This is a genomic window from Treponema maltophilum ATCC 51939 (assembly GCF_000413055.1).
GTDB classification, from domain to species: domain Bacteria; phylum Spirochaetota; class Spirochaetia; order Treponematales; family Treponemataceae; genus Treponema_C; species Treponema_C maltophilum.
In genome coordinates this window covers 1,266,642-1,284,991 of the sequence record NZ_KE332518.1, presented here as the reverse complement: position 1 = coordinate 1,284,991, position 18,350 = coordinate 1,266,642, and the positions used below count along the sequence as shown (strand labels likewise).

Here is an 18,350-nt window from a genome sequence, read left to right as displayed (position 1 = left end):
GGACATGAGTTCGAAAATAATTCTTAAAGCCGAAGCGCTGGACGGCTATTTGACGGAAAAAGATCAGGAATACCTTGCGCAAATGGATGTACTGTATAAACGCGCAATGGAATCGTTCAGCTTGCTTTCGGCGGGCGGGTTCAGTTCGTCCATTGCAAACGAAGAAAAAAAAGTTATAGACGTTTTTAACGAAATGGGACACTTAATGCAGAAAATCTGCGAAGAAGTTCCGGCGCTGAAAGTGTTTTCGTTTGCAACGGAACCTTCCGCCCATGCCGAAGCGTCACGCGTTATTGCAAAACTGCGCGATATCCGCACCGGGCACAACGAGTTTGTGTACTATTGCCAAAGGGCATATGAAATGCTGTTTCGCATGGCTTTTGCCGGAAATCAAACCGACAACAAAAATTATTTGGTCGTTAAAACGCCGGTAAATATTCCCGTGCAAAACTATTCCGTACATAAAATTCCCGATATCGACTTTAAAATCGAAAACACGGTTATGTGCGTTATGCTCCGCGGTGCGCTTTTGCCGTCGATGATTATATCGAAAGAGGTTGAAGAATATTCTTCGCACGGCTACGTAACACCTTTTGCGCTGTTTAAAATCAAGCGCGACGACACGAAAAGCGAAGCCGATATGGAATACATTCTCGACTTGGATAAGTCCTTTTTTAACTTGAGCGAAATGGACGGCAAAGACCTTATTTTTGCCGATCCGATGAACGCAACCGGCGGCTCCTTGGTTACGATTGTCAAATATCTTTTGGAACAGGGCGTAAAGCCGCGCTCCATATTGTTTTTTAACGTTATTGCGGCGCTCAAAGGCAGTTTGCGCGTTGTGCGCGCTTTGGATAACTGCACCTGCTACACGCTGTGGATGGATCCGGTGCTGAATGATGCCGCCTATATTATGCCCGGCTTGGGAGACGCCGGCGACCGGCTCAACGGAGTCGATGCCGAAAGTTCTCCGCGCAATATCATTCAGCTTATAGCGGATTACGGTTCGAATATTGCCGGCTTGTACCGGTCGCAGCTGCGCAAAATCGAGCAAACGGTTTTGGGCCATTGAACCGTATGTGTCGTTTTCGGCTCGTTGTTGTTTTGTGCGCGCTTATGTTGACGTCCTGCGCCGCCACGATGCGCAATTTTCGCTCGGCGCAGTTGCTTGAAAATTTGGGCAACGAGTATTACCTTTTGGCGTCCCTCTACGAAGAATCGGGAAAATACGATAAGGCGCTGGAACTGTACCGAAAAGCCCGCACTGCCGGAAGCGATAAAACCGAACGCGAATTGACGTTTAAAATAGCACGGAACGCGGCACTCGCAAAAGATTGGGATGCGGCCTTAAAAGAATACGAAAGCCTTTTAAAAACCGATTCCGGCAACCTCCTCGTACAAAAGTCCGTCGCGTGGATTTACGGTCAAAAAGGCAATTTCGATAAAGCCGAACAAGCTTATGCCGCGCTGTACGAATCCCATCCGTACGATAAAGACGTTTGTACCAATTATATTTTGGTGTTGCACGCGCTTCAAAAAACCGAAAAGGCGCGCGAAGTATTTTCATCTTATATCGAGTTGTACCCGGATGCCGCGAATAAAGCGGATTTGGAAAAACTGTTTGATACGGGCGAAAAAAATACCGAAAAAGCCGATTGACTGCAGCCGGCCGAACTTTAAGTCCCGTCGGGGCTATTCAAAGACTGCAAGCCTGTCATGCGACGGACTAAACTCTTTGCGTCGCGTCGGCTACAAATTGGCGGTATTTATCGGGATTTACTCTGAAAGCGACTATCGGCAAGCCCGTTTCGTCGAAGGCTTTTTCGAGCGCTTGATTCGCTTCGGTTATGAGGCGGCTGCCCTGCAACAGGCGCAGGCTCCGCGTCGAAATTCCTATCGCAAGTTGCCCGCGGATATTTTCCGATTTGAGCAGATCTGTCAGCTGTGTGTGCATTGCTTCGGCCAGCACCATCGCCTGATCGAGGTTGATATTTAAAAGAATCCCGGCAAAACCGTCTTTTTTATATTCAAACACAAAGTCGCGAAATTTAAAAAAATCGAGGAGAACGGCGGCGATCCGCTTCATCATAAGCGTATTGTTTTCAAGTCCCTTTATCCGCAAAAGCACGAGGGCCAAATCCTGCTCGGAAGAAGCCGCGCGCACGAGTTCCGAATCGAGGCGTGTTTCCATGTACGATTCCCACCCGACGCCCGTCGTCGGCGAAAACAAGCCGGTCGGATCGCTTATGCGGTCTTGTGCCGGCAAATCTTCGGCAGCGTCGACTGCCGCAAGATCGGCACTCGCCGTTTCCGGCAGTGTCTGCCGCGCAGGGGAGGCGGACGGCTGAGCGTATTCGGGCGGCTCAAAATCCGAAGCGATTTCAGGCTCGGCGTTTTCGGGAACGGGGATGTATGAAGCGGTTTGCGGCTGAAAAGTCGGCATGTGTACGGCAGGCACCGGTTCCCGTTCGGGATTCGAAAAAAACTCCGTTTGAGCGGCCGTTTTTTCCGCTTCGGAGCCGTCGCTTTGACCGAAAACCGAAAGATAGATAAGAACGGCAAATACCGAAAGCGTGCAGGCCAATATGACCAAAAACGAAAGGCGCGCCGGATTGTAAATGTCGGACGGATGCAGCGTGTAAACGGCCGCCGTGAGCACCGTATTTTCTTTTGACGAAGCGGAAACGGTCGTACTGAATACTTTAATAAAAGGCGACGAACTTTTTAAGGAAGGCATGCCGAGCGAATCGGGTACAATCAAATGCGACGACGACGGATAGGCAAATACGATGTCGCGGCCCGAGCGGACAAGCAGGGCGGCAAGATATTTGTCGCCGACCGTTTTGTTTTGAAAGTCGCGAAGGCGTTCCGCATTCAAATCGAAAAAAAGAACCGAATTAACGTCTTGGCTTATTCGCGTAAAATCCCGTTCCGCGCGGGCGGGACCGTTCTTTAAACTGATCGTTACGGAAACCGCGAAATACGCGGTCGTTACCGCAAACAAAGATAAGATGATTCCTGCGAATACGTATATCCCTTTTTTAGCTACACCCATGCAAATGATTATATCAAGATAGCGTCGTATTGTACAGATATTTTTTTTGAATATGGCATATTTCTTCGGCGATTTTATGCAAGTCGAGGCGTTTGTCGTAATGAAGAGCATACCATGCGGCATAGGGGAGTATGCTTTTTTGTAGGGCATCGCCGGTTGCGCGTATGCCGCCGTGCGCGTTGTGTGTTTTGTTGTGCAGTTGCAGGCTTTGCAGCTCGTTTTCGTACCGGAGCAAAAAATTCTTATAGTCTTTGAGCGTAAAGCGCCGCCTGTCCGGTGCAGAGGATGCAAGCTTTACCGCACCGGTATCGGTACCGGCAAAAGAAGAATCGCCGTGCAGGTCGCTTTGTTGTGTATGCGGCGGTACCCGTTTTATTTTTGTCGGAACTTCGCTTGCATGTATGAATTCGACGGTACCGGCATGTAAAGCGCAAAAACGGTCGAAGGCTTCTTTGTATTGTTTTAAAAGGGGAGTCGTAAACGCTTTTTGTCCGCCGGCGGCACAACATACACTTTCAAGTTCGTTTCCGTACATAAGCGCGCAAAACTTTTGCTCCGCGGGCGCGAGGCGCGAACTTTGCGTGCCGAACAGTTGATCGAAATACGAACCTTTTACGTACGTTTTGCCGTCCGTATAGCAAAAATCGGCGCCGCCCGTCACTATGCGTTTAAAGCCCGCTTTAACGGCAAAATCAAGCGCGGTAAGCATTACCGTTCCGCTTGAACAATCAAAAAACGGAAAAAGCGGTTCGGCGTTTTTTTCGGGAGCATGCAAAAGTTCGATAAGGGAACACAAGGGATGGGCGCTTTTAAAAAACAAGATGTGCGCCCCGTTTTGCAGCACTCTTTGCACGACGGCGGGACAGCAGCACAGGTCGCAGATAAAAAGCGTTTTCGCATCGATCGGCGCATAAAAGTGATCTATCGAAAGCAGCTGCGGATCTATCGTTACGACCGCGTCGGACGCAATACCCTGCGCACTGAGCGCGGCAAAAGCCGTATCCGTTGCGACGATATAATAAGAATCCCGGTGCCGTTTTAAATCGTCAAAACCGTTTTCGAGACCCGGACCCGCTCCGGCAATAAAAGCAGTTTTTTCGGTCGGAAATGCCGTGCGCGTAAAGTCGGTAAGCAGATGTGCGCTCACGCTCGCATACAAAAACAAATTGCGCATAATATTGGCGTGCCACAGTTTTCCGAAACGCGCTTGCGTGGAAACGTCGGCACCGATATCGCTCAGCGCTTTATCCGCGCTTTCTTTTATGCGCTCAAAAACGGGCGGATTTGCCTGTGCCCAGGATCGAAGCGGAAATAAGCAAAAGTTCCCGTCCGCCGGCGGAAAATATCGCTCGAGTAAAAAATCGTAGAGGCCGTCGGCCGTACATACGGCAATGCGGTCATCGAGCTTTACGCGCGGATCGCTTAAAACAAAACGCAGCGACTCTTCGTTTGCTTCGACGGCCGCAATGCGGGCATCGGGACGGCGTTTTGCCAGTTCATTTAAATGAAGCGCCGCGCCGATGCCGGCTACGAGGATAAAACCCGCTTGACTGAATACGTCAAGCGCGGCAAAAGAGGAGGCTTCTTTTTCGGGATTGTATATCGACGCTGAAGGTTTACCGTCTTTATAGCAGGGCAAAAAAGTACCTGTTTTCGACTGCACCCATGTCGCATAGCACGACGTATCCGCTTTGCTCATTTACAACAGCTTAAACAGTTCGTCGAATGTGTGCAATAGCGAATCGCGGCATTTGTGCATAAATTTTTCGTTTTTCGGGTATTTCAGCGCCGACAAATAATCGATGAGTGCGCAGTTTTCGTACCACAGATTTTCGTTCGCCCTGCGCTCCATTTGTTCGGTTAAAAATGAAAAAACCGCCTTTTTGTTTTCGCCCTTATCCCTTTGCGGTAAACAGCGCACCGCGCCTTTTTTTGCGTTTTTTCCGTTTTCGATAAGGGCTTCATCGAGTTCCGTCCACAAAATATCGCGGATTGAACCGAGCGGCGCTTTATACGGTTTATCCGACAGACGGAAGACGCGGCCGGAAAATTTTTTACCTTGAGCCGAAAACCAGCGGCGGTATATGCCGAGCGGCGAATGTGAAGATGCATATAAGCGCGATGAAAGCGGTTTTAGGCGGTTGTCGGACCGGCTGTCGTTTTGTTCAAGGACATTCGGCTGCGCATGCTGAAAGCCCCTTGAAGGCGCAAGATCCAAACCGCAAAAAAATACCGGCGATGAACTTATGGAAAGGGCAAAGTCCGCCGCGGTACCGCTTACGCTGCCGTTGCGTACGGCGCGGGCTGCTTTAATGCCGCAAAAATCGAAGAGCAGGCTTTCGATTCCGTCGCCGTAACGAAGCGGCAAAACGGGGAGGTTTTCGAGTAAAAAAGGATCGATATTGCTTTCGGCCGGTGCGGCAATCGGGATGTCGATTCCGCGATCGTGCAGTTTTTTTAAAATACGCACATGGTACCGCGCATAAAAACCGCCGTCGGTCGTTATAAGCATATCGGGATATATTTCGTTGTGAACGAGGACATTCAGCGCCGAAGATACGGCGATCACAAAAAAGGACGCGCGGTGTTTTTGTATAAAGGGAAGGGAGGGGGCAAGCGACGGTCCCGATGCGGCGACCAAAATGGGTTGATTTCCGGCTTCAATCGTACACGGACGGCACAGATAGGCGCAGAATTTTACGCTGTTTTTAAGCCATCGGCGCGAAAAAAAACTGTGCGTTGCCAGTACATCCCTGCTTTTTTGCAGCAAAAGTTTTACCGCTTCCCATGCAAGGCGGCTTTTGTTTTCAAAAACCTGCTCGGCGGGCTTCCATGCGATAAAAAAAGCGCCGAAAACCTGCCGGTCGCCCAAGGCGGAAAAAAGCGTTTCGGACAAAACGCCGCTTTCGTTTCCGCAAAAAAAAACGCCGTCCCACGAGGATTTTTCACACGCAGTTTGCATTGCGTTTGTAAAATCGGCGGAAAAATCGGGCAAAAAACATTCGTCGTATTGAATCGCGTAGAGGGGAATTGCCGGAAAGCGCGCGCGCAAAAAAGGAAGGCAATACGAAAGACAGGGACCTAAAACGACAAGACAAAAAGGATTAAAATCGCATGTAAGGGAAGATACAAACTGCTGCGCTTCGCGCCTCGGATTATATGCGGAGTGCAGATAGCGCCCGCCGGCTGTGCAGGTAAACGTAAACGCGTCGTGCGCCGGTTCAAGATGCACCATAATCTTTTGCGCTCGCCTTTTCGATCGGCACAAGGGACGCGCACCGGGGGCTGAGCAGTTTTTGTATGACGGTTTCTATGTGCGCGAAAGCAGCTTCATCGCTTTTTTCGGTACTTCCCGAATATAAAACGGTATGATCTTCGGCGGCGCCGTTTGCCCCCGGCTTTGCGGTTGCAGCCGGGAGTGCAAGACAAAGACAGGTGCAAATAAAATCGAGATCCGACGGATACAGGCTTGCGGAAAGATATTCAAAAACTTTATTCAGTCGTATAGCATATGCCGCCGCTTGTTCGGCACGTGCCGCGGTATTTTCAAAGGGTGCATTGCTTGCCGCAGCACATTTTCGGGAAAGGGCAGACAATATAGCGTACAAATCGTTTACAAAAGCAAGAATTCGCGGGATTTTTTTTTCAAAAAATTGTTCATCCGGAACGCCGGTCGCAACGAAAATAAAGGGACATTCGTTTTGCAGCGATTTTTGTATGCACAGCTTTTCGAACGTGCAGTCCCGGCGGGAAAACAATTGATACAGCCCGCTTAAAGACTCTCCTTGCAGAATGTGCCGGCCGTCGCTTGCAAGCGTTCCGTTCCAAAAGTCGCGCGTGGAAATCGATTTGCGCACCGTTTCGGCGTCAAAGCCGTGATTTAAAACTATTTGAAAATTGCCGTCTACTTCGGCAAAGATTGCAAAATGTACGGCGATCCCTTCGGCAAAACGGTGAAAGTTTGTCAACAACACATCGAGAAAAGGTGCCGCCGATTCGTTTTTTCCGCCGGCGGCATATTTGCTTGCTAAGCCGTATAAACCCATTAAGACAATCCGAGTTCGTTAAACAGTTTTTTGTATACGGGGAAATGTTCCGATTGCGCGAACTCGACGATTTTTTCTTCGGGAAGGTTTTCCAAAAGCTGATCCATATACGCTAAAACCGATTTTATTTCATCGCGCATATTTTGCGGAATGTTTGCCGGCTGTTCCGTTTTGTGCGCCGAACCGCCGTCGGTATCTATGTTTTTGCCGAATACCGTTTCGGTCGTTTTTTCTTCAGCGGGTTCGGAAACTTCGGCCGGCGCCTCTTCTTCGAGAGAAAGATCCGTTTCGCCTTCGCTTTGCCACTGCCTGCTGTTAAAAACCTGGTTGGTGGGAGAATACTGATCCGTTTCTTCTTTTTCGTCCTCCGCTTCCGGTTTTGCCGCAGGTTCCTCTGCAACTTCGGCTGCATGTTCCGCTTCCGCGGGATTTTCGGCTAAAAAGCGCACGTCCGTTTCATCGATTTCTTTAGGCGTATCGTCTTCGTCAAAAAAATCTTCGGCCGAAGAATCCACGACAAGATCTTCGACAACCGGAATTTCTATTTCGCTCGGAAGCTCTTCTTCGACGGTTTCGTTTTCGCTTAAGTCGAAATCTATATCGTCAAGCTGCGGTTCATGAAGTTCGTTTTCTTCAATATTCAACTCCGGCATAGGGGATGCTTCTTCGGTATTTTCGGCTTCAGCCTCGGCTTCGTCAATCATAAGTTCTTCGGGAAGTTCGATTTCCGGAAAAGCTTCTTCTTTTATTTCGGCAGGCGCCTCGGCTGACGGTTCCGCAGCAGACGCGTTTTCTTTTTCGTTTTCGGCTTCATCCGTAAAATCGGCGCTGGTTAAAATATTATTCAACTCGTCGCCCGAAAGCGCGATCGTATCGTCGCCGCCGTCGTCGGCAAAAAAACCGCCGCCTTCTTTTTCGTCGGCTTTAGAGGTATCGCCGGCGGACGGAGCAGGGGCGGTTTTTAATGTGGTAAAGTCTTCTTTTAATTCGTTAATGTCGTGGCGTAAAAGCGAGAGTTCGCCCATAATTTTTTCAAGGAGAGAAGAGCTCATTGTTTGAACATCCGCCGTTTTTGCCTGCTCGTGCGGTTTTTCGTCTTGTTCCGAATCGCCGGTTTCGTCGTCGGCTTTTACGGCAATGTCGTATATTTGATCCGTTTGAGATTTTTCATTCGATGCCGCGGTTGAAGGAACTCCGGTGCTCTCCGTATCGAAGGCCGATATATCGACGCTTTCCATAGCGGGCGGTTCATCGGCTACGGTTTCAGTATTGTCAGGATTTTCAAAGGCTTCGAGCGGAACGCTTTCCGTCTGCACGTTTTCGTCCGCAACCGGTACCGCGGCGGCTTCAAGGTCTATGCTTTCCGGCACGGAGGGTTCAAGCGGCTCGTCCGAATCGAACATGCTCGCATCGATTTCCTCAAATTCGCCGCCGGCAGCCGAATCGGTTTTGTCTGCAAACTTGACTTCGGCGGTTTCTTCGCTTTCTTTCGGAAAGTCGGGCATGATTTGCTCAAAATTGTCATCGAACGACAGGTCGATATCGAGAGGCTGTTCGTCGGCGCCGGTTTTGTTTTTTTCTTCTGTGTGCGGCACGTATTCTTCTATATTAAAATCGTCGATTTCAAAAGTTTCTTCCGCCGGGGCGGGAACTTCCGTCTCGGCTTCTTCAATCGGCGTAAGCTCTTCTGCCGAATTCTCGGGAGCCGCCGTAGCCGCCGATTCCAGAGCTTCGTCGATTTTCGCGTTTAAGTTGTCGTTTACGGCTTTGGGAATTGTGTCTATATCGGGCACGTCGGCAAAATCAAAATCATCGATAAAAAACGCCGAAGAATCGTTTCCGTCTTCTTTTTTCTTCGCTTCTTCTTCCGAGGGCTTTTTTACCCATACGCCGTATTGTTCGAGATCTTTTTCATCTTTATTCTGCAAAATATTATCGAAGTTTTCATGCTCTATAGACATAACTGCTCCATGCAAACAAAATATACGTATATCTTATATATCGGTAATTCAGGCGGTTTTATTAACCCGTTTTGCCGATTCTTTCGAATATTATAGCATACTTTTTATATTCAGTAAAAGGGGAAAACAACCGAAAATTGAAAATATGAACCGGTTTCATTTTATGTTTTCGATAATCGCCGCCGTTTTTGTATATGTATGTCTGTCGGTTATATTCGGGCAGGAAGGAATATGGGCGTACAATCAGCTGCAAAAACAAAAGATTGCGCTTACCGTAGGCGTCGAGCGTTTACAGGATTTGAACAGCCGACTTTTAACGGAAAGCACCGCTCTGCAAAAAGACCGCGATGTTATCGCATCCTATGCGAAAAAAATGGGCTTTATTTATCCGGGCGAACACTTGGTAAAGATAAACGGAATTCCCGAACCGCCGCCTGCCGTCTACGATCCGGGTACAAAACTTTTACGGCCCGACATCGTTTTTATTCCCGAATGGCTTGCAAAAAGCATCGCCTTTTTAGCCTTTGTTTTTTACAATCTTGTCTTTTCGATTTTAAGCGTGATCCGGTATCATGATCCTGCAAAAGTCTGATGCGGATTGTCTTTCCTCGGTTTCCGAAGCGCTGCTTGAGGGAAAAGTCGTCATTATTCCGACCGATACGGTCTACGGTTTTTCGGGCATCGTTCCTTTAAGCGAGGGCGCGATACGTCGCATTAAGGGGCGCGATGAAGGAAAGCCCTTTATACAACTCATCGCCGACCCGGAAGACATTGCCCGGTATTCGCCGACAATTGTGCCGGATAAAATCCGCTCGCATATGCCGGGCGCTTTAACCGTCATCGTTCCCACACAAAATGCTTCCGGCGGACACACGACAACCGCTTTCCGCTGCCCGGACGATGAATGGTTGCGTTCTCTTATACGCGCGTGCAAAACGCCGCTTTATTCGACAAGCGTCAACCGCAGCGGTGCGCCCGTTATCGCCGACGTAAAAATAATGGAAAAAGAATTCGGCTCGGAAGTGTTTTGCATTGTAGACGGAGGGGCGCAAAAGCAAAGCCTTCCGTCCACGATAGTCGACATTACCGGGGGCGAAATAAAAATTCTGCGTCAAGGCATCGTACACATAGAAAGCGGCGATTAGTGCCGCAAAAATATCAGCGGTGCCAGCGCACGGGAATGCGTCCCTCTTTTACCGAAAGAACTCCCGAATTGTCGTATTCGGCGACAAGGCTTATTTTAACGCCCTTCATTGCCGATTCGCTTTCGACGGTCAGTTCCCAGCGGACGGGTTTGGCTTCCGGCGCATTTACGAGGGCGACTTCGCGCGGAAGTTCGGGAAAAAACGATGCGTTCGGTTTGCCCTGCTGTACGGCGGACAAAAGGTTGCCGCTTACGCTTACGGAAACATTCATCGATGCGCCGTTTTTAAAAATCACAAAACCTCTTCCGCCGCGTAAAATGATAATTTTATCGATATAGTCTTCGCCGTACCATGTACCCGACAGTTTTTCGACGGTTACGGAAGAAGTGCCCTGTTTTTCGGTTTTTTGCGCCTCGCCTGCGTTGAATTGCTTTATAAGAGAAGTCAGCGAATTTTTGGCTTCGGTCAGAATTTTATAGTAGCCGTCATAATTATTTTGCAGCACCGTTTCTTTGCCCGTTGCACCGTCGATTAAATGCAGCTTTAAAAACCATTGACCGTCTTTTTCATATATCTGCGTATAAAAAAACAGGGAATCGGCGCTTCCGTAGCGCGTAAGCTCGGCGGACGAATATTCGGTTGAACGCATATCGTGCACGGTAAAAAGATCCGACGAGGCCAACTGCGAAAAAAACAAATCCTCTGTCATTTTAATTACGGCCGAATCGCCCGAAGACGATGAGCTTGCATAAACGTACAGTGCCCGCTTTGCCTGCGCGCTTAAAAAAGCGGCCGGAAGGCACAGCATAAAAAGCAACAGGGAATGTCTCAGTCGGGATTGTACGTTATTCAACATCCGTTCAATCCTTTACGGAAGTCCCGCTGCATATCGCGCTGAATGTCGCGTTCGCGTATATCCGAACGCTTATCGTATTGTTTTTTGCCGCGGCACAATCCCAAGTTGACTTTTACTCTTCCGTTTTTCAGATAAAAATCAAGCGGAATAAGCGTTACGCCTTTTTCTTCGACCTTGCGGTTCAGCCGTTTTATTTCGTCGCGGTGTAAAAGCAATTTTTTCGGCCGGTCCGGATCGTGATTGAATACGGAAGAAAACGCATATTCGGAAATATGCAATTGCTTCAGCCAAACTTCTCCGTTCGAGATTTCGGCAAAGGCGTCGGGAAAAGAGATGTTCCCCGCTTTTACCGATTTTACTTCCGTACCTTTCAGTTCTATGCCGCATTCGAGCGATTCGGTTACGGTGTAGTTAAAGCGGGCTTTTTTGTTTTGCGCAATCATCTTTGTGCCGGCCATACTCATACCGACAGTATACGCTATGTGCAAAAAACGCTCAAGGGGGCGGGCAAATTCGGCGGAACAACCATCGCAAGAACGCCCGCGGCAAAAATTCCCCGTTGACTCTTTTGCGCTTTTTCGCTAAGATAATCATGTTTACCGTATCTTTGCGGCAAATAACGGGCAATAGCGCAGTTGGTTAGCGTACAAGTCTGGGGGACTTGGGGTCCCCGGTTCAAATCCGGGTTGCCCGATTAAAAACGGCATTTGAATACTATTATTTTATCGTATTTTATCGATCCCGTTTCGGGAAAAAAGATTCAAAAGGTATGTAAAAATTGTAAAACGCAGGCAGAATCGCTTGCCTACCTGTCATCGTTACCCCCGCTGTTTTGTGACGAAACACAACAAAAAAAAGATATTCTTACGGGTTGCGATTGGGAGAGGCTATCGGCGTACGGGTAAAACAGTTTTTGTTTGAGCAAAACATGTTCGTCGTAGACGGATTTTATCGCTATACGGAGCGAGAACGAACCGACTTTAATAAGTGCGGCTCTCAGGCTGACAGAAAGCTTCGAGTCGTTCCTTTAAGCGATACGCTTAAAGCTCTAATACCGTACTATTCGAATGAAGGTGCTTTTAGCGTATAGATTTGACATTCCGTTCGTATTGAGGTATACTATATAAGTTCCCATTAGGGGAACCTGTTGTAAGGTGTAATTGCTATGCGAATAATTGCACGAAAAACGCTTGTTGACTATTGGATAAAACACTCGACGGCAAAGGCTCCGTTAGAAGCTTGGTTTAGAGAAGTAAAAACGGCACAATGGCAAAGTCCTGATGATATAAAGCGGCGTTATCCTTCGGCAAGTTTCTTAGCGGACAACAGGGTTTGTTTTAATATTGCAGGGAATAATTATAGGCTTATTGTAAAAATAAACTATAATTTTTCTATAGTTTATATTAGATTTATCGGAACTCATGCAGCGTATAATAAAATAAATGCGGAGGCAGTATAAATATGGCTGTACAATTAATTAAAACCAAAAAAGCGTATCACGATGCGTTGAAGATGATAGATGAATTGTTTGATGCAAAACCGCATACGAAAGAAGCGGATGATTTGGAATTGCTTAGTGCTTTGGTTGAGTTATATGAAGAGCGCACTTTCCCTATAGAATCTCCGTCTCCTCTTGAGGCGATAAGATTCAGAATGGAACAAATGAATCTTGCGCAAAAAGATTTAATTCCGTATATCGGCAATAAATCAAAAGTTTCCGAAGTCCTGTCGGGAAAACGGTCGTTAAGCCTTACTATGATTCGAAAACTTTCCGTCGGGTTGGATATTCCCGCCGATGTTCTTATTCAGCCATATGAGATCCCGGCGTGAGGCGTATGAATATTTCACCCTATAGCCGTCTTTATTGTATGCTCCGTGCCAGCCTTTTTTTTTCTACCGTGTCATTCGGATCGTAGCCTTTAGTCCAATTAAAACCCGATATATCTTTGAGCGCGTTAAAGGTAAAGCGGGCTTTTTTTTATCGTAGTGCTCGCTTACCGTGCCGTCCCATAAGACTTTTGGTAGCAGTAGGCTTTGACTATTTCTTTTATAAAACGGTTTAGGTTTTCTTGATTGACTCTATCAGTCATTCGCTCCTTCTACCAGCCCCCTCGCTTACGCTGTTGCTCGTCTACTTCCCGCGGTTCTACGGTATAGTTTAATACCAGACGTTTTTCAGGCTCATCATCAAAGTGATATAAGAATTCCAACCGGAAAGTAAACGGTTCTGCAGCATACAACTTGTCCTCAAAGATGAACTCAAAATCATAATCTCTAGGCCAACGTTTACTCCAATGCCATTCATCTTTAGCTTCCGCAAAAAAGCCGTTCAGCCAGTAGTATTCCCCGTCCGATCTCCATCCTATCTCGTTATGTCCTACATGGTAGTACACTTCTTCCGGCAATTTCATCTCAGCTTTCATCATCACCAGATAATACATATCATTGTACGCAAGATTTATCTCTCTTATGTATAACTTTTTATATTTCTTTTTTGTGTAAATAACCGGAATAAAATCTTTTTTATTCGACCTGTTGGTAAATAAAAACACAAGCTCCTGTTCGTATTCGCCCTTTGTTGCAAGCCGTTCTTCCGCGCCGAACGGAGGCATATTATCCTGCGTTATAATAAACAATCTTTTCTTCCCGCTTGCCGTTACTGCCATACTGCACACTCCTAACATAAGTACTGCATAAAAGATTCTCTTGTTCATGGTTGTTGGCTCTCCTTAATAAAGAAATCTATGTAACTTTGCGGATACATTTTTCCGCTGCCCTTAAATCCGTTTTTCTTAATGACTGCATATGCAGAATTTTTTCTTACTTTTTCATTCATAAAACTCATAATTTTTTCAATTTCATAAATTACGTAATTCTACGGCCTTTTTGTCACACCATTTTTTCATCTCTTTTAGAAATTCCTTGATATCCTCATTTGATAAATAATATTCTTTTTCAAACATTGCTGAGGAACCGCACAAGACATAAAAAATATATTTATCATTATCTTTCACCATTCTATAATTCCAATCATCCATAAAAACTATTTCCATAATTCAGTTTCCTTATAATTTCCTATTATTATTCTATCATACAATATTGTCTATTTGTAATAAACCTAGTTCTAAAAGAAATTGTACAGGTAATGGAATTTCACTAAAACTCAAGATTTAAATGCTCTTAATCTTTTCAATACATTTCGGTATGCATCTTCCGCATTTTGAAAATTTCGTATTTTCCCAAATACTGAAGTACGTTCATCTGTTGTATAAACAACAAATCCATCATTTTGTCTCAGAAAATATACCGTATCGCTTAATAAATTCTTTTCATTAAAACTAATATTATTTAAGTTTTCCTTTTCTAAAATTTCCATAAATTCATTATAATCCATAAAAATAATCCTCCTTATAATTTACCAAATCATCGAGCCCTAGATCAAAGCTGCGCTTAACGCAATACCCGCAGCTGCCATTGCACCCCCAAGTTCTGCTGCTATGCTTGCTCCGCCTGTTGCTATCGCAAGTCCTACCGTTATTATCCCTGTTATAACTAACTGTATTGGGTTGCCCAGTGCCTCAACAAATCCACTTGGAAGATAATGCAGGAATGTCTCCTAATTTTAATTACGAACGAAAATTAAGGATTTGCATAACTTGTTCAATAACAGTCCTAGTAAAATTGCTTTGGAAATTATTTTTGTCATGTATTATTTTCAAAACATTCGGATTATTTTTGATTATATTTTCAAACTTAGGGATGCAATATAATTTTAGGGAATCAATACATATTTCAGTTAATTCATCATTATTAATTTTTAATAATTCCAATAGGATATCTAATTCATCGATGATTATTTTATTACTAATTGAATATGCCAATTTTTTTTGCCATTCCAAATCCTTATTTAATATATTGTTTTTCAGCATATTCCAATCATTTTGTGAAAAATCATTAAGAATGGAACGGGCAATTAAAAAACCATCATCATACCATGCATCGATTGTTGTATTTTGTTCTAACAACTCATCTAATTCTGTATACATATAAACCTCTTTATTTTAAAATCCTGAAGGATAAGGTGCATGGCGCAGAGCATATGATATTTCTTTACTTAGTTCTGTATAATTCATTTTTCTTCATTCCTAATCAATTCATCAACGATAACTTTCATCCATTCTCCAAAACTATTATATTCACTTCGTTGTTCATACCCTTCTGAAGCAAAATCATGTATAATCTGAATCCTTTGTCCTTTGCCTACTTCAAAACAAGCAATATCATCGTTATCGTCGCGTCTCGCAAATGGTATCAATTTCCTTTTTGGGTATCTTTTTATTAAGCCATTGATTCGTATCATAACTTGTTCTGGCGACATAAAATACCAAAAATCAAAATCAACTAAATTCAATTCCAATGCTTTTATAAACAATTTCGGATACCGAAAATCATTATATATAGTGCCAATATTAAAACATTCCATAATTACCCCCAATTAATGTATAGCCATCATATCAATAGAACCAAACAAATTATCAGTTCTGAATGATGATTTTTGTTTTCCGATTCTCAATTCTACAGCATCTTTCCATGTTTTAGGAACCCCTTTTTTAGTTGTAAATTCTCGCCTGACGCGTTGCACAACACGGTTGATACGGCGGTTGAAAAAGCTTGCGAAAAGTGATAGTTTATAAGGAGTAACTGTAAACTCAGGTTGGTGTATGCAAAATCCCGATACGATAAATCGGCGTAATTTAATTGCTTTTTTCGCTTCGCTGTGTCTTTTTTTGTCCGCCGTGGAATATGTAATTCCCAAGCCCCTTCCTTTTATGCGTTTGGGACTTGCGAATATGCCGCTCGTGCTGGCTTTGTATGTATTCGGCGCAAAAGAGATTTTGCTTTTGGTGCTGCTTAAAATACTGGGGCAGGGCTTTATTACGGGAACTCTTTTTTCATATATTTTTTTGTTTTCGGCGGCCGGTTCGTTCGCTTCGGCTGCGGCGATGCTTGTGTTGCAGCGAAGCGCAAAACGGCAGGTAAGCTGTGTCGGCGTCAGTTTGGCCGGAGCGTTTGCAAATACCGCGGCGCAAATCGCGCTGTCGAACTTTTTACTTTTCGGAAAAGCCGTGCTGTACATTGCGCCGGTGCTGTTAATTTCGGGTTTTGTAACGGGATTGTGTTTGGGCCTTATAACGGGCATTTTTGCCGCGCGCTCGCGCTGGTTTGCGCTATTGCCGAAAAACGCCTCGGCCGGAAGTTTGTATCTATGAAACATGGTATAAAAGATTTTTTTAAAACGCTTAATCCGTCGACTTTGTTTTTTTGCGCCGTTTTGTGTTTGCCCGGCATTTTATTTCAGCGTTCCCTTGCGTATTTGTGGGCGGATATTGCGCTTTTTATTGCGCTGAACCTGCTTAAAAAGGGCGGAATCCGTATTCTTCCGCCGCTTATTATCTGTATTTCGGTTATCTTTTTTAATTTGTTTACACCCGAAGGTTTGGTGCTTTTTTCGCTCGGTAAGTTTAAAGTAACCTTGGGCGCCGTGCAAAACGGTTTGCATAAAAGCGGCGTGCTGTTGGCTATGGTTTTTGTATCCCAATACGCCGTAAGCCGCGACTTGAACCTTCCCGGAAAAGCCGGCGGTTTTTTAAGCCGCGTGTTTTATTATTTTGACGCGTTAAGCGAAAAGGCGCCGCAGCAACCGCTTCATGCGGATTCGGACGCGGACGGGGAACAAACGAATGCGGGACAAGCGTCGGCGGAGCGGTCGGCAGCGGCAATGAAACGGGCGAGTGTAAAGGCAAAGTCCTTTTTTTCGTTTTTTATAAAGCTTAAAACTTCCGCCTCGTCCCTCATCGACAAAACCGATGAACGCTTGCTGCAAGTGTTTTTGTCCTCGCCGGACGCAACGGAAGCTGCGGCGCCTTACGCAAAAGTTCCGGCACAAAAGAAAGGTTCTTTTATGCATTCTTTTGCCCGCGCCCTTGTCAGCGCTCTGCCTCTTTTTCCGGTATATCTTCTTTGGCTGTTCGCTCTGGCCGGCTTCTATCCGGTATAATCACCGCGGCGACAATATACGCGATAAGGCCGCTTCCGACTCCGGCAAACATAAAAAATACGGTTAACAGTCGCACGAGCGTAGGATCGATATTAAAATATTCGGCGATTCCCGCGCACACTCCGCACACCATTTTATTGTCGCTTTTGTACAGTTTCTTTGTCATAAAATCTCCTCCGGCTTATGCCGATTACATTATACGGTTTATGTGATTTATTCGATCGATATATCGACGCTGCCGACGGCACAGGATATATCGATATGATTTTTTTCTTTGGCGGCCGAACGTTGTCGGGAATTGCCCGAAACGGAATTGTCGTTTATTTTAACCGATCCCAATGCGGCATCCGTATCCCACGAATACGCTTCGTCCGCACCGTCGATTTTCAGCACAACCTGTCCTGCGGTACAGTCGATGTCTGTCCGGCCGCGTAAAGCACCTTCAACGATGATTGAACCGGCATTGCAGTCTATGTCGGTACCGAAGCAGAGAAATTGTTCCGGCTTTTTTATCTGTATAACACCGGCGTTCAGTTCCGCGGAAAATTCCTGCACCGTAAGCGAAATACGGTCGGCATAAAAAGCTGCGGCATTTATTTGAAGATCCAGCTCGTCCAAAACCGTATCGGCGGGAATGCTTATACGGACGATGGCTTTATAGTTTTTCAGCCCCTTGTATCTTTTAGCGCTCGCATGTGCTTCGTCGATTTTAAGCTTTCCGTTCGATTCGAGTCTGCTCGTTATGTTACGTTTTTTACCGCTGAAAATCTTAACCGAAAAATTCTCTCCCCGTTCCATAAAAATTCTTGCGGCTCCTACGTCGATATCCAATGACGTGATGTTGTCGCTCGGCGTGTATTCATAATTCCGTTTTATCGGATATTTTTTATTGAATTCGGCATCGTTCAGTGAGAATTCTTTGTCAAAAAATTCGTTCAAATCGTCATCATCATAATCGTCCCAATCATCGTCATCATAATCTCCGTCGGTTAACGCTTCTATTCCGTTCGCAAGATTTTTTACAATGCGCCTGCCGCCGATGCACCTTCCTCCGTTCGAATCGTAGGTATCGTGCAAAAGATTGCCGAGCTTTTTAAAGTTTGTTCCGCCTGCAAAAGAAGCGAGCACAAGAATAAGTCCCACACACATAAGTACGACCGCAATCGTTACAAGTACTTTAATCAAATTTTTCATAATGTCCTCTCTGAATTTCGGATTTGTTTTGCCGC

General features: G+C 45.7%; 24 protein-coding genes and 1 tRNA gene. 9 read left to right on the top strand and 16 right to left on the bottom strand.

Annotated elements, in window-relative coordinates; all coding sequences use genetic code 11:
* The first annotated feature begins 4 nt into the window (after positions 1-4).
* Together HMPREF9194_RS05865 and HMPREF9194_RS05860 are read left to right on the top strand one after the other, a co-directional pair.
* On the top strand, positions 5-1,072 hold the full coding sequence (locus HMPREF9194_RS05865; RefSeq protein ID WP_016525459.1) for a uracil phosphoribosyltransferase: 1,068 nt from the start codon (positions 5-7) through the stop codon (positions 1,070-1,072).
* Between the two features lie 5 nt (positions 1,073-1,077).
* Positions 1,078-1,659, top strand: a complete 582-nt coding sequence (locus tag HMPREF9194_RS05860; RefSeq protein WP_016525458.1) for a tetratricopeptide repeat protein — start codon at positions 1,078-1,080, stop codon at positions 1,657-1,659.
* Between the two features lie 67 nt (positions 1,660-1,726).
* Here HMPREF9194_RS05860 and HMPREF9194_RS05855 read toward each other — a convergent pair whose 3' ends face one another.
* Genes HMPREF9194_RS05855 through HMPREF9194_RS12290 form a run of 5 tightly spaced genes read right to left on the bottom strand, consistent with a single transcriptional unit; the run spans position 1,727 to position 9,062 of the window.
* Positions 1,727-3,055 (bottom strand): diguanylate cyclase domain-containing protein, encoded by a 1,329-nt coding sequence (locus tag HMPREF9194_RS05855; RefSeq protein ID WP_016525457.1) that lies wholly within the window; start codon positions 3,053-3,055, stop codon positions 1,727-1,729.
* Between the two features lie 13 nt (positions 3,056-3,068).
* On the bottom strand, positions 3,069-4,754 hold the full coding sequence (locus tag HMPREF9194_RS05850; protein ID WP_016525456.1) for a motility associated factor glycosyltransferase family protein: 1,686 nt from the start codon (positions 4,752-4,754) through the stop codon (positions 3,069-3,071).
* Positions 4,755-6,290 carry a 6-hydroxymethylpterin diphosphokinase MptE-like protein gene (locus HMPREF9194_RS05845; RefSeq protein WP_016525455.1) on the bottom strand — a complete coding sequence of 512 codons (1,536 nt, stop codon included), beginning with the start codon at positions 6,288-6,290 and terminating at the stop codon, positions 4,755-4,757.
* Complete coding sequence (locus HMPREF9194_RS05840) at positions 6,277-7,101, bottom strand: hypothetical protein (protein ID WP_016525454.1); 825 nt, start codon at positions 7,099-7,101, stop codon at positions 6,277-6,279. The genes HMPREF9194_RS05845 and HMPREF9194_RS05840 overlap by 14 nt, the downstream gene beginning before the upstream one ends.
* Positions 7,101-9,062 carry a hypothetical protein gene (locus HMPREF9194_RS12290; RefSeq protein WP_016525453.1) on the bottom strand — a complete coding sequence of 654 codons (1,962 nt, stop codon included), beginning with the start codon at positions 9,060-9,062 and terminating at the stop codon, positions 7,101-7,103. Before HMPREF9194_RS12290 ends, HMPREF9194_RS05840 begins: the two co-directional genes overlap by 1 nt.
* A 145-nt stretch (positions 9,063-9,207) precedes the next feature.
* Between HMPREF9194_RS12290 and HMPREF9194_RS12405 the strand changes: the two genes are divergently transcribed.
* Together HMPREF9194_RS12405 and HMPREF9194_RS05825 are read left to right on the top strand one after the other, a co-directional pair.
* A complete protein-coding gene (locus tag HMPREF9194_RS12405) occupies positions 9,208-9,654 on the top strand; it encodes an FtsB family cell division protein (RefSeq protein ID WP_051127852.1) in 447 nt (148 codons plus the stop codon).
* Entirely contained in the window at positions 9,635-10,207 is a 573-nt protein-coding gene (locus HMPREF9194_RS05825) for an L-threonylcarbamoyladenylate synthase (RefSeq protein WP_016525451.1), read from the top strand. The genes HMPREF9194_RS12405 and HMPREF9194_RS05825 overlap by 20 nt, the downstream gene beginning before the upstream one ends.
* Positions 10,208-10,220: 13 nt before the next feature.
* On the opposite strand, the gene HMPREF9194_RS05820 is transcribed toward HMPREF9194_RS05825, so the two are convergent.
* Positions 10,221-11,063, bottom strand: a complete 843-nt coding sequence (locus tag HMPREF9194_RS05820) for a TP0183 family DNA metabolism protein (protein ID WP_016525450.1) — start codon at positions 11,061-11,063, stop codon at positions 10,221-10,223.
* Positions 11,057-11,527 (bottom strand): SsrA-binding protein SmpB, encoded by a 471-nt coding sequence (gene smpB, locus HMPREF9194_RS05815; protein ID WP_016525449.1) that lies wholly within the window; start codon positions 11,525-11,527, stop codon positions 11,057-11,059. The genes HMPREF9194_RS05820 and smpB overlap by 7 nt, the downstream gene beginning before the upstream one ends.
* A 156-nt stretch (positions 11,528-11,683) precedes the next feature.
* On the opposite strand from smpB, the gene HMPREF9194_RS05810 reads away from it, so the two are divergent.
* The 3 genes from HMPREF9194_RS05810 (at position 11,684) to HMPREF9194_RS05795 (ending at position 12,893) form a co-directional block, all read left to right on the top strand.
* A tRNA-Pro gene (locus tag HMPREF9194_RS05810) sits at positions 11,684-11,757 on the top strand.
* 471 nt (positions 11,758-12,228) lie between these two features.
* Positions 12,229-12,522 carry a type II toxin-antitoxin system HigB family toxin gene (locus tag HMPREF9194_RS05800; protein ID WP_040846212.1) on the top strand — a complete coding sequence of 98 codons (294 nt, stop codon included), beginning with the start codon at positions 12,229-12,231 and terminating at the stop codon, positions 12,520-12,522.
* A 2-nt stretch (positions 12,523-12,524) separates the two neighbouring features.
* Complete coding sequence (locus tag HMPREF9194_RS05795; protein ID WP_016525448.1) at positions 12,525-12,893, top strand: helix-turn-helix domain-containing protein; 369 nt, start codon at positions 12,525-12,527, stop codon at positions 12,891-12,893.
* Positions 12,894-13,162: 269 nt separating this feature from the next.
* Here the strand turns inward: HMPREF9194_RS05795 and HMPREF9194_RS05790 are convergent, their stop codons facing one another.
* From HMPREF9194_RS05790 to HMPREF9194_RS12400, 7 genes are all read right to left on the bottom strand, one after another.
* On the bottom strand, positions 13,163-13,729 hold the full coding sequence (locus HMPREF9194_RS05790) for a hypothetical protein (protein WP_016525447.1): 567 nt from the start codon (positions 13,727-13,729) through the stop codon (positions 13,163-13,165).
* Positions 13,730-13,773: 44 nt separating this feature from the next.
* Entirely contained in the window at positions 13,774-13,899 is a 126-nt protein-coding gene (locus HMPREF9194_RS12540; RefSeq protein WP_281166974.1) for a hypothetical protein, read from the bottom strand.
* Between the two features lie 22 nt (positions 13,900-13,921).
* A complete protein-coding gene (locus HMPREF9194_RS05785; RefSeq protein ID WP_016525446.1) occupies positions 13,922-14,116 on the bottom strand; it encodes a hypothetical protein in 195 nt (64 codons plus the stop codon).
* A 110-nt stretch (positions 14,117-14,226) separates the two neighbouring features.
* Positions 14,227-14,457 carry a hypothetical protein gene (locus HMPREF9194_RS12285; RefSeq protein ID WP_016525445.1) on the bottom strand — a complete coding sequence of 77 codons (231 nt, stop codon included), beginning with the start codon at positions 14,455-14,457 and terminating at the stop codon, positions 14,227-14,229.
* A gap of 232 nt (positions 14,458-14,689) precedes the next feature.
* Positions 14,690-15,109 (bottom strand): hypothetical protein, encoded by a 420-nt coding sequence (locus HMPREF9194_RS05780; protein ID WP_016525444.1) that lies wholly within the window; start codon positions 15,107-15,109, stop codon positions 14,690-14,692.
* An 83-nt stretch (positions 15,110-15,192) separates the two neighbouring features.
* Positions 15,193-15,546: a hypothetical protein gene (locus HMPREF9194_RS05775; protein WP_016525443.1), complete on the bottom strand. Its 354-nt coding sequence runs from the start codon at positions 15,544-15,546 to the stop codon at positions 15,193-15,195.
* 12 nt (positions 15,547-15,558) lie between these two features.
* Positions 15,559-15,879 (bottom strand): hypothetical protein, encoded by a 321-nt coding sequence (locus HMPREF9194_RS12400; protein WP_169558714.1) that lies wholly within the window; start codon positions 15,877-15,879, stop codon positions 15,559-15,561.
* Between HMPREF9194_RS12400 and HMPREF9194_RS05770 the strand changes: the two genes are divergently transcribed.
* Together HMPREF9194_RS05770 and HMPREF9194_RS11880 are read left to right on the top strand one after the other, a co-directional pair.
* Entirely contained in the window at positions 15,860-16,333 is a 474-nt protein-coding gene (locus HMPREF9194_RS05770) for a Gx transporter family protein (protein ID WP_245540726.1), read from the top strand. The two genes, HMPREF9194_RS12400 and HMPREF9194_RS05770, sit on opposite strands and share 20 nt — an antisense overlap.
* A complete protein-coding gene (locus HMPREF9194_RS11880; RefSeq protein ID WP_016525441.1) occupies positions 16,330-17,121 on the top strand; it encodes an energy-coupling factor transporter transmembrane component T family protein in 792 nt (263 codons plus the stop codon). The genes HMPREF9194_RS05770 and HMPREF9194_RS11880 overlap by 4 nt, the downstream gene beginning before the upstream one ends.
* Here HMPREF9194_RS11880 and HMPREF9194_RS12080 read toward each other — a convergent pair.
* Together HMPREF9194_RS12080 and HMPREF9194_RS05755 are read right to left on the bottom strand one after the other, a co-directional pair.
* Positions 17,051-17,287 carry a PspC domain-containing protein gene (locus HMPREF9194_RS12080; protein ID WP_016525440.1) on the bottom strand — a complete coding sequence of 79 codons (237 nt, stop codon included), beginning with the start codon at positions 17,285-17,287 and terminating at the stop codon, positions 17,051-17,053. The two genes, HMPREF9194_RS11880 and HMPREF9194_RS12080, sit on opposite strands and share 71 nt — an antisense overlap.
* Positions 17,288-17,334: 47 nt before the next feature.
* Positions 17,335-18,315 carry a hypothetical protein gene (locus HMPREF9194_RS05755; RefSeq protein ID WP_016525439.1) on the bottom strand — a complete coding sequence of 327 codons (981 nt, stop codon included), beginning with the start codon at positions 18,313-18,315 and terminating at the stop codon, positions 17,335-17,337.
* Positions 18,316-18,350: the final 35 nt, after the last annotated feature.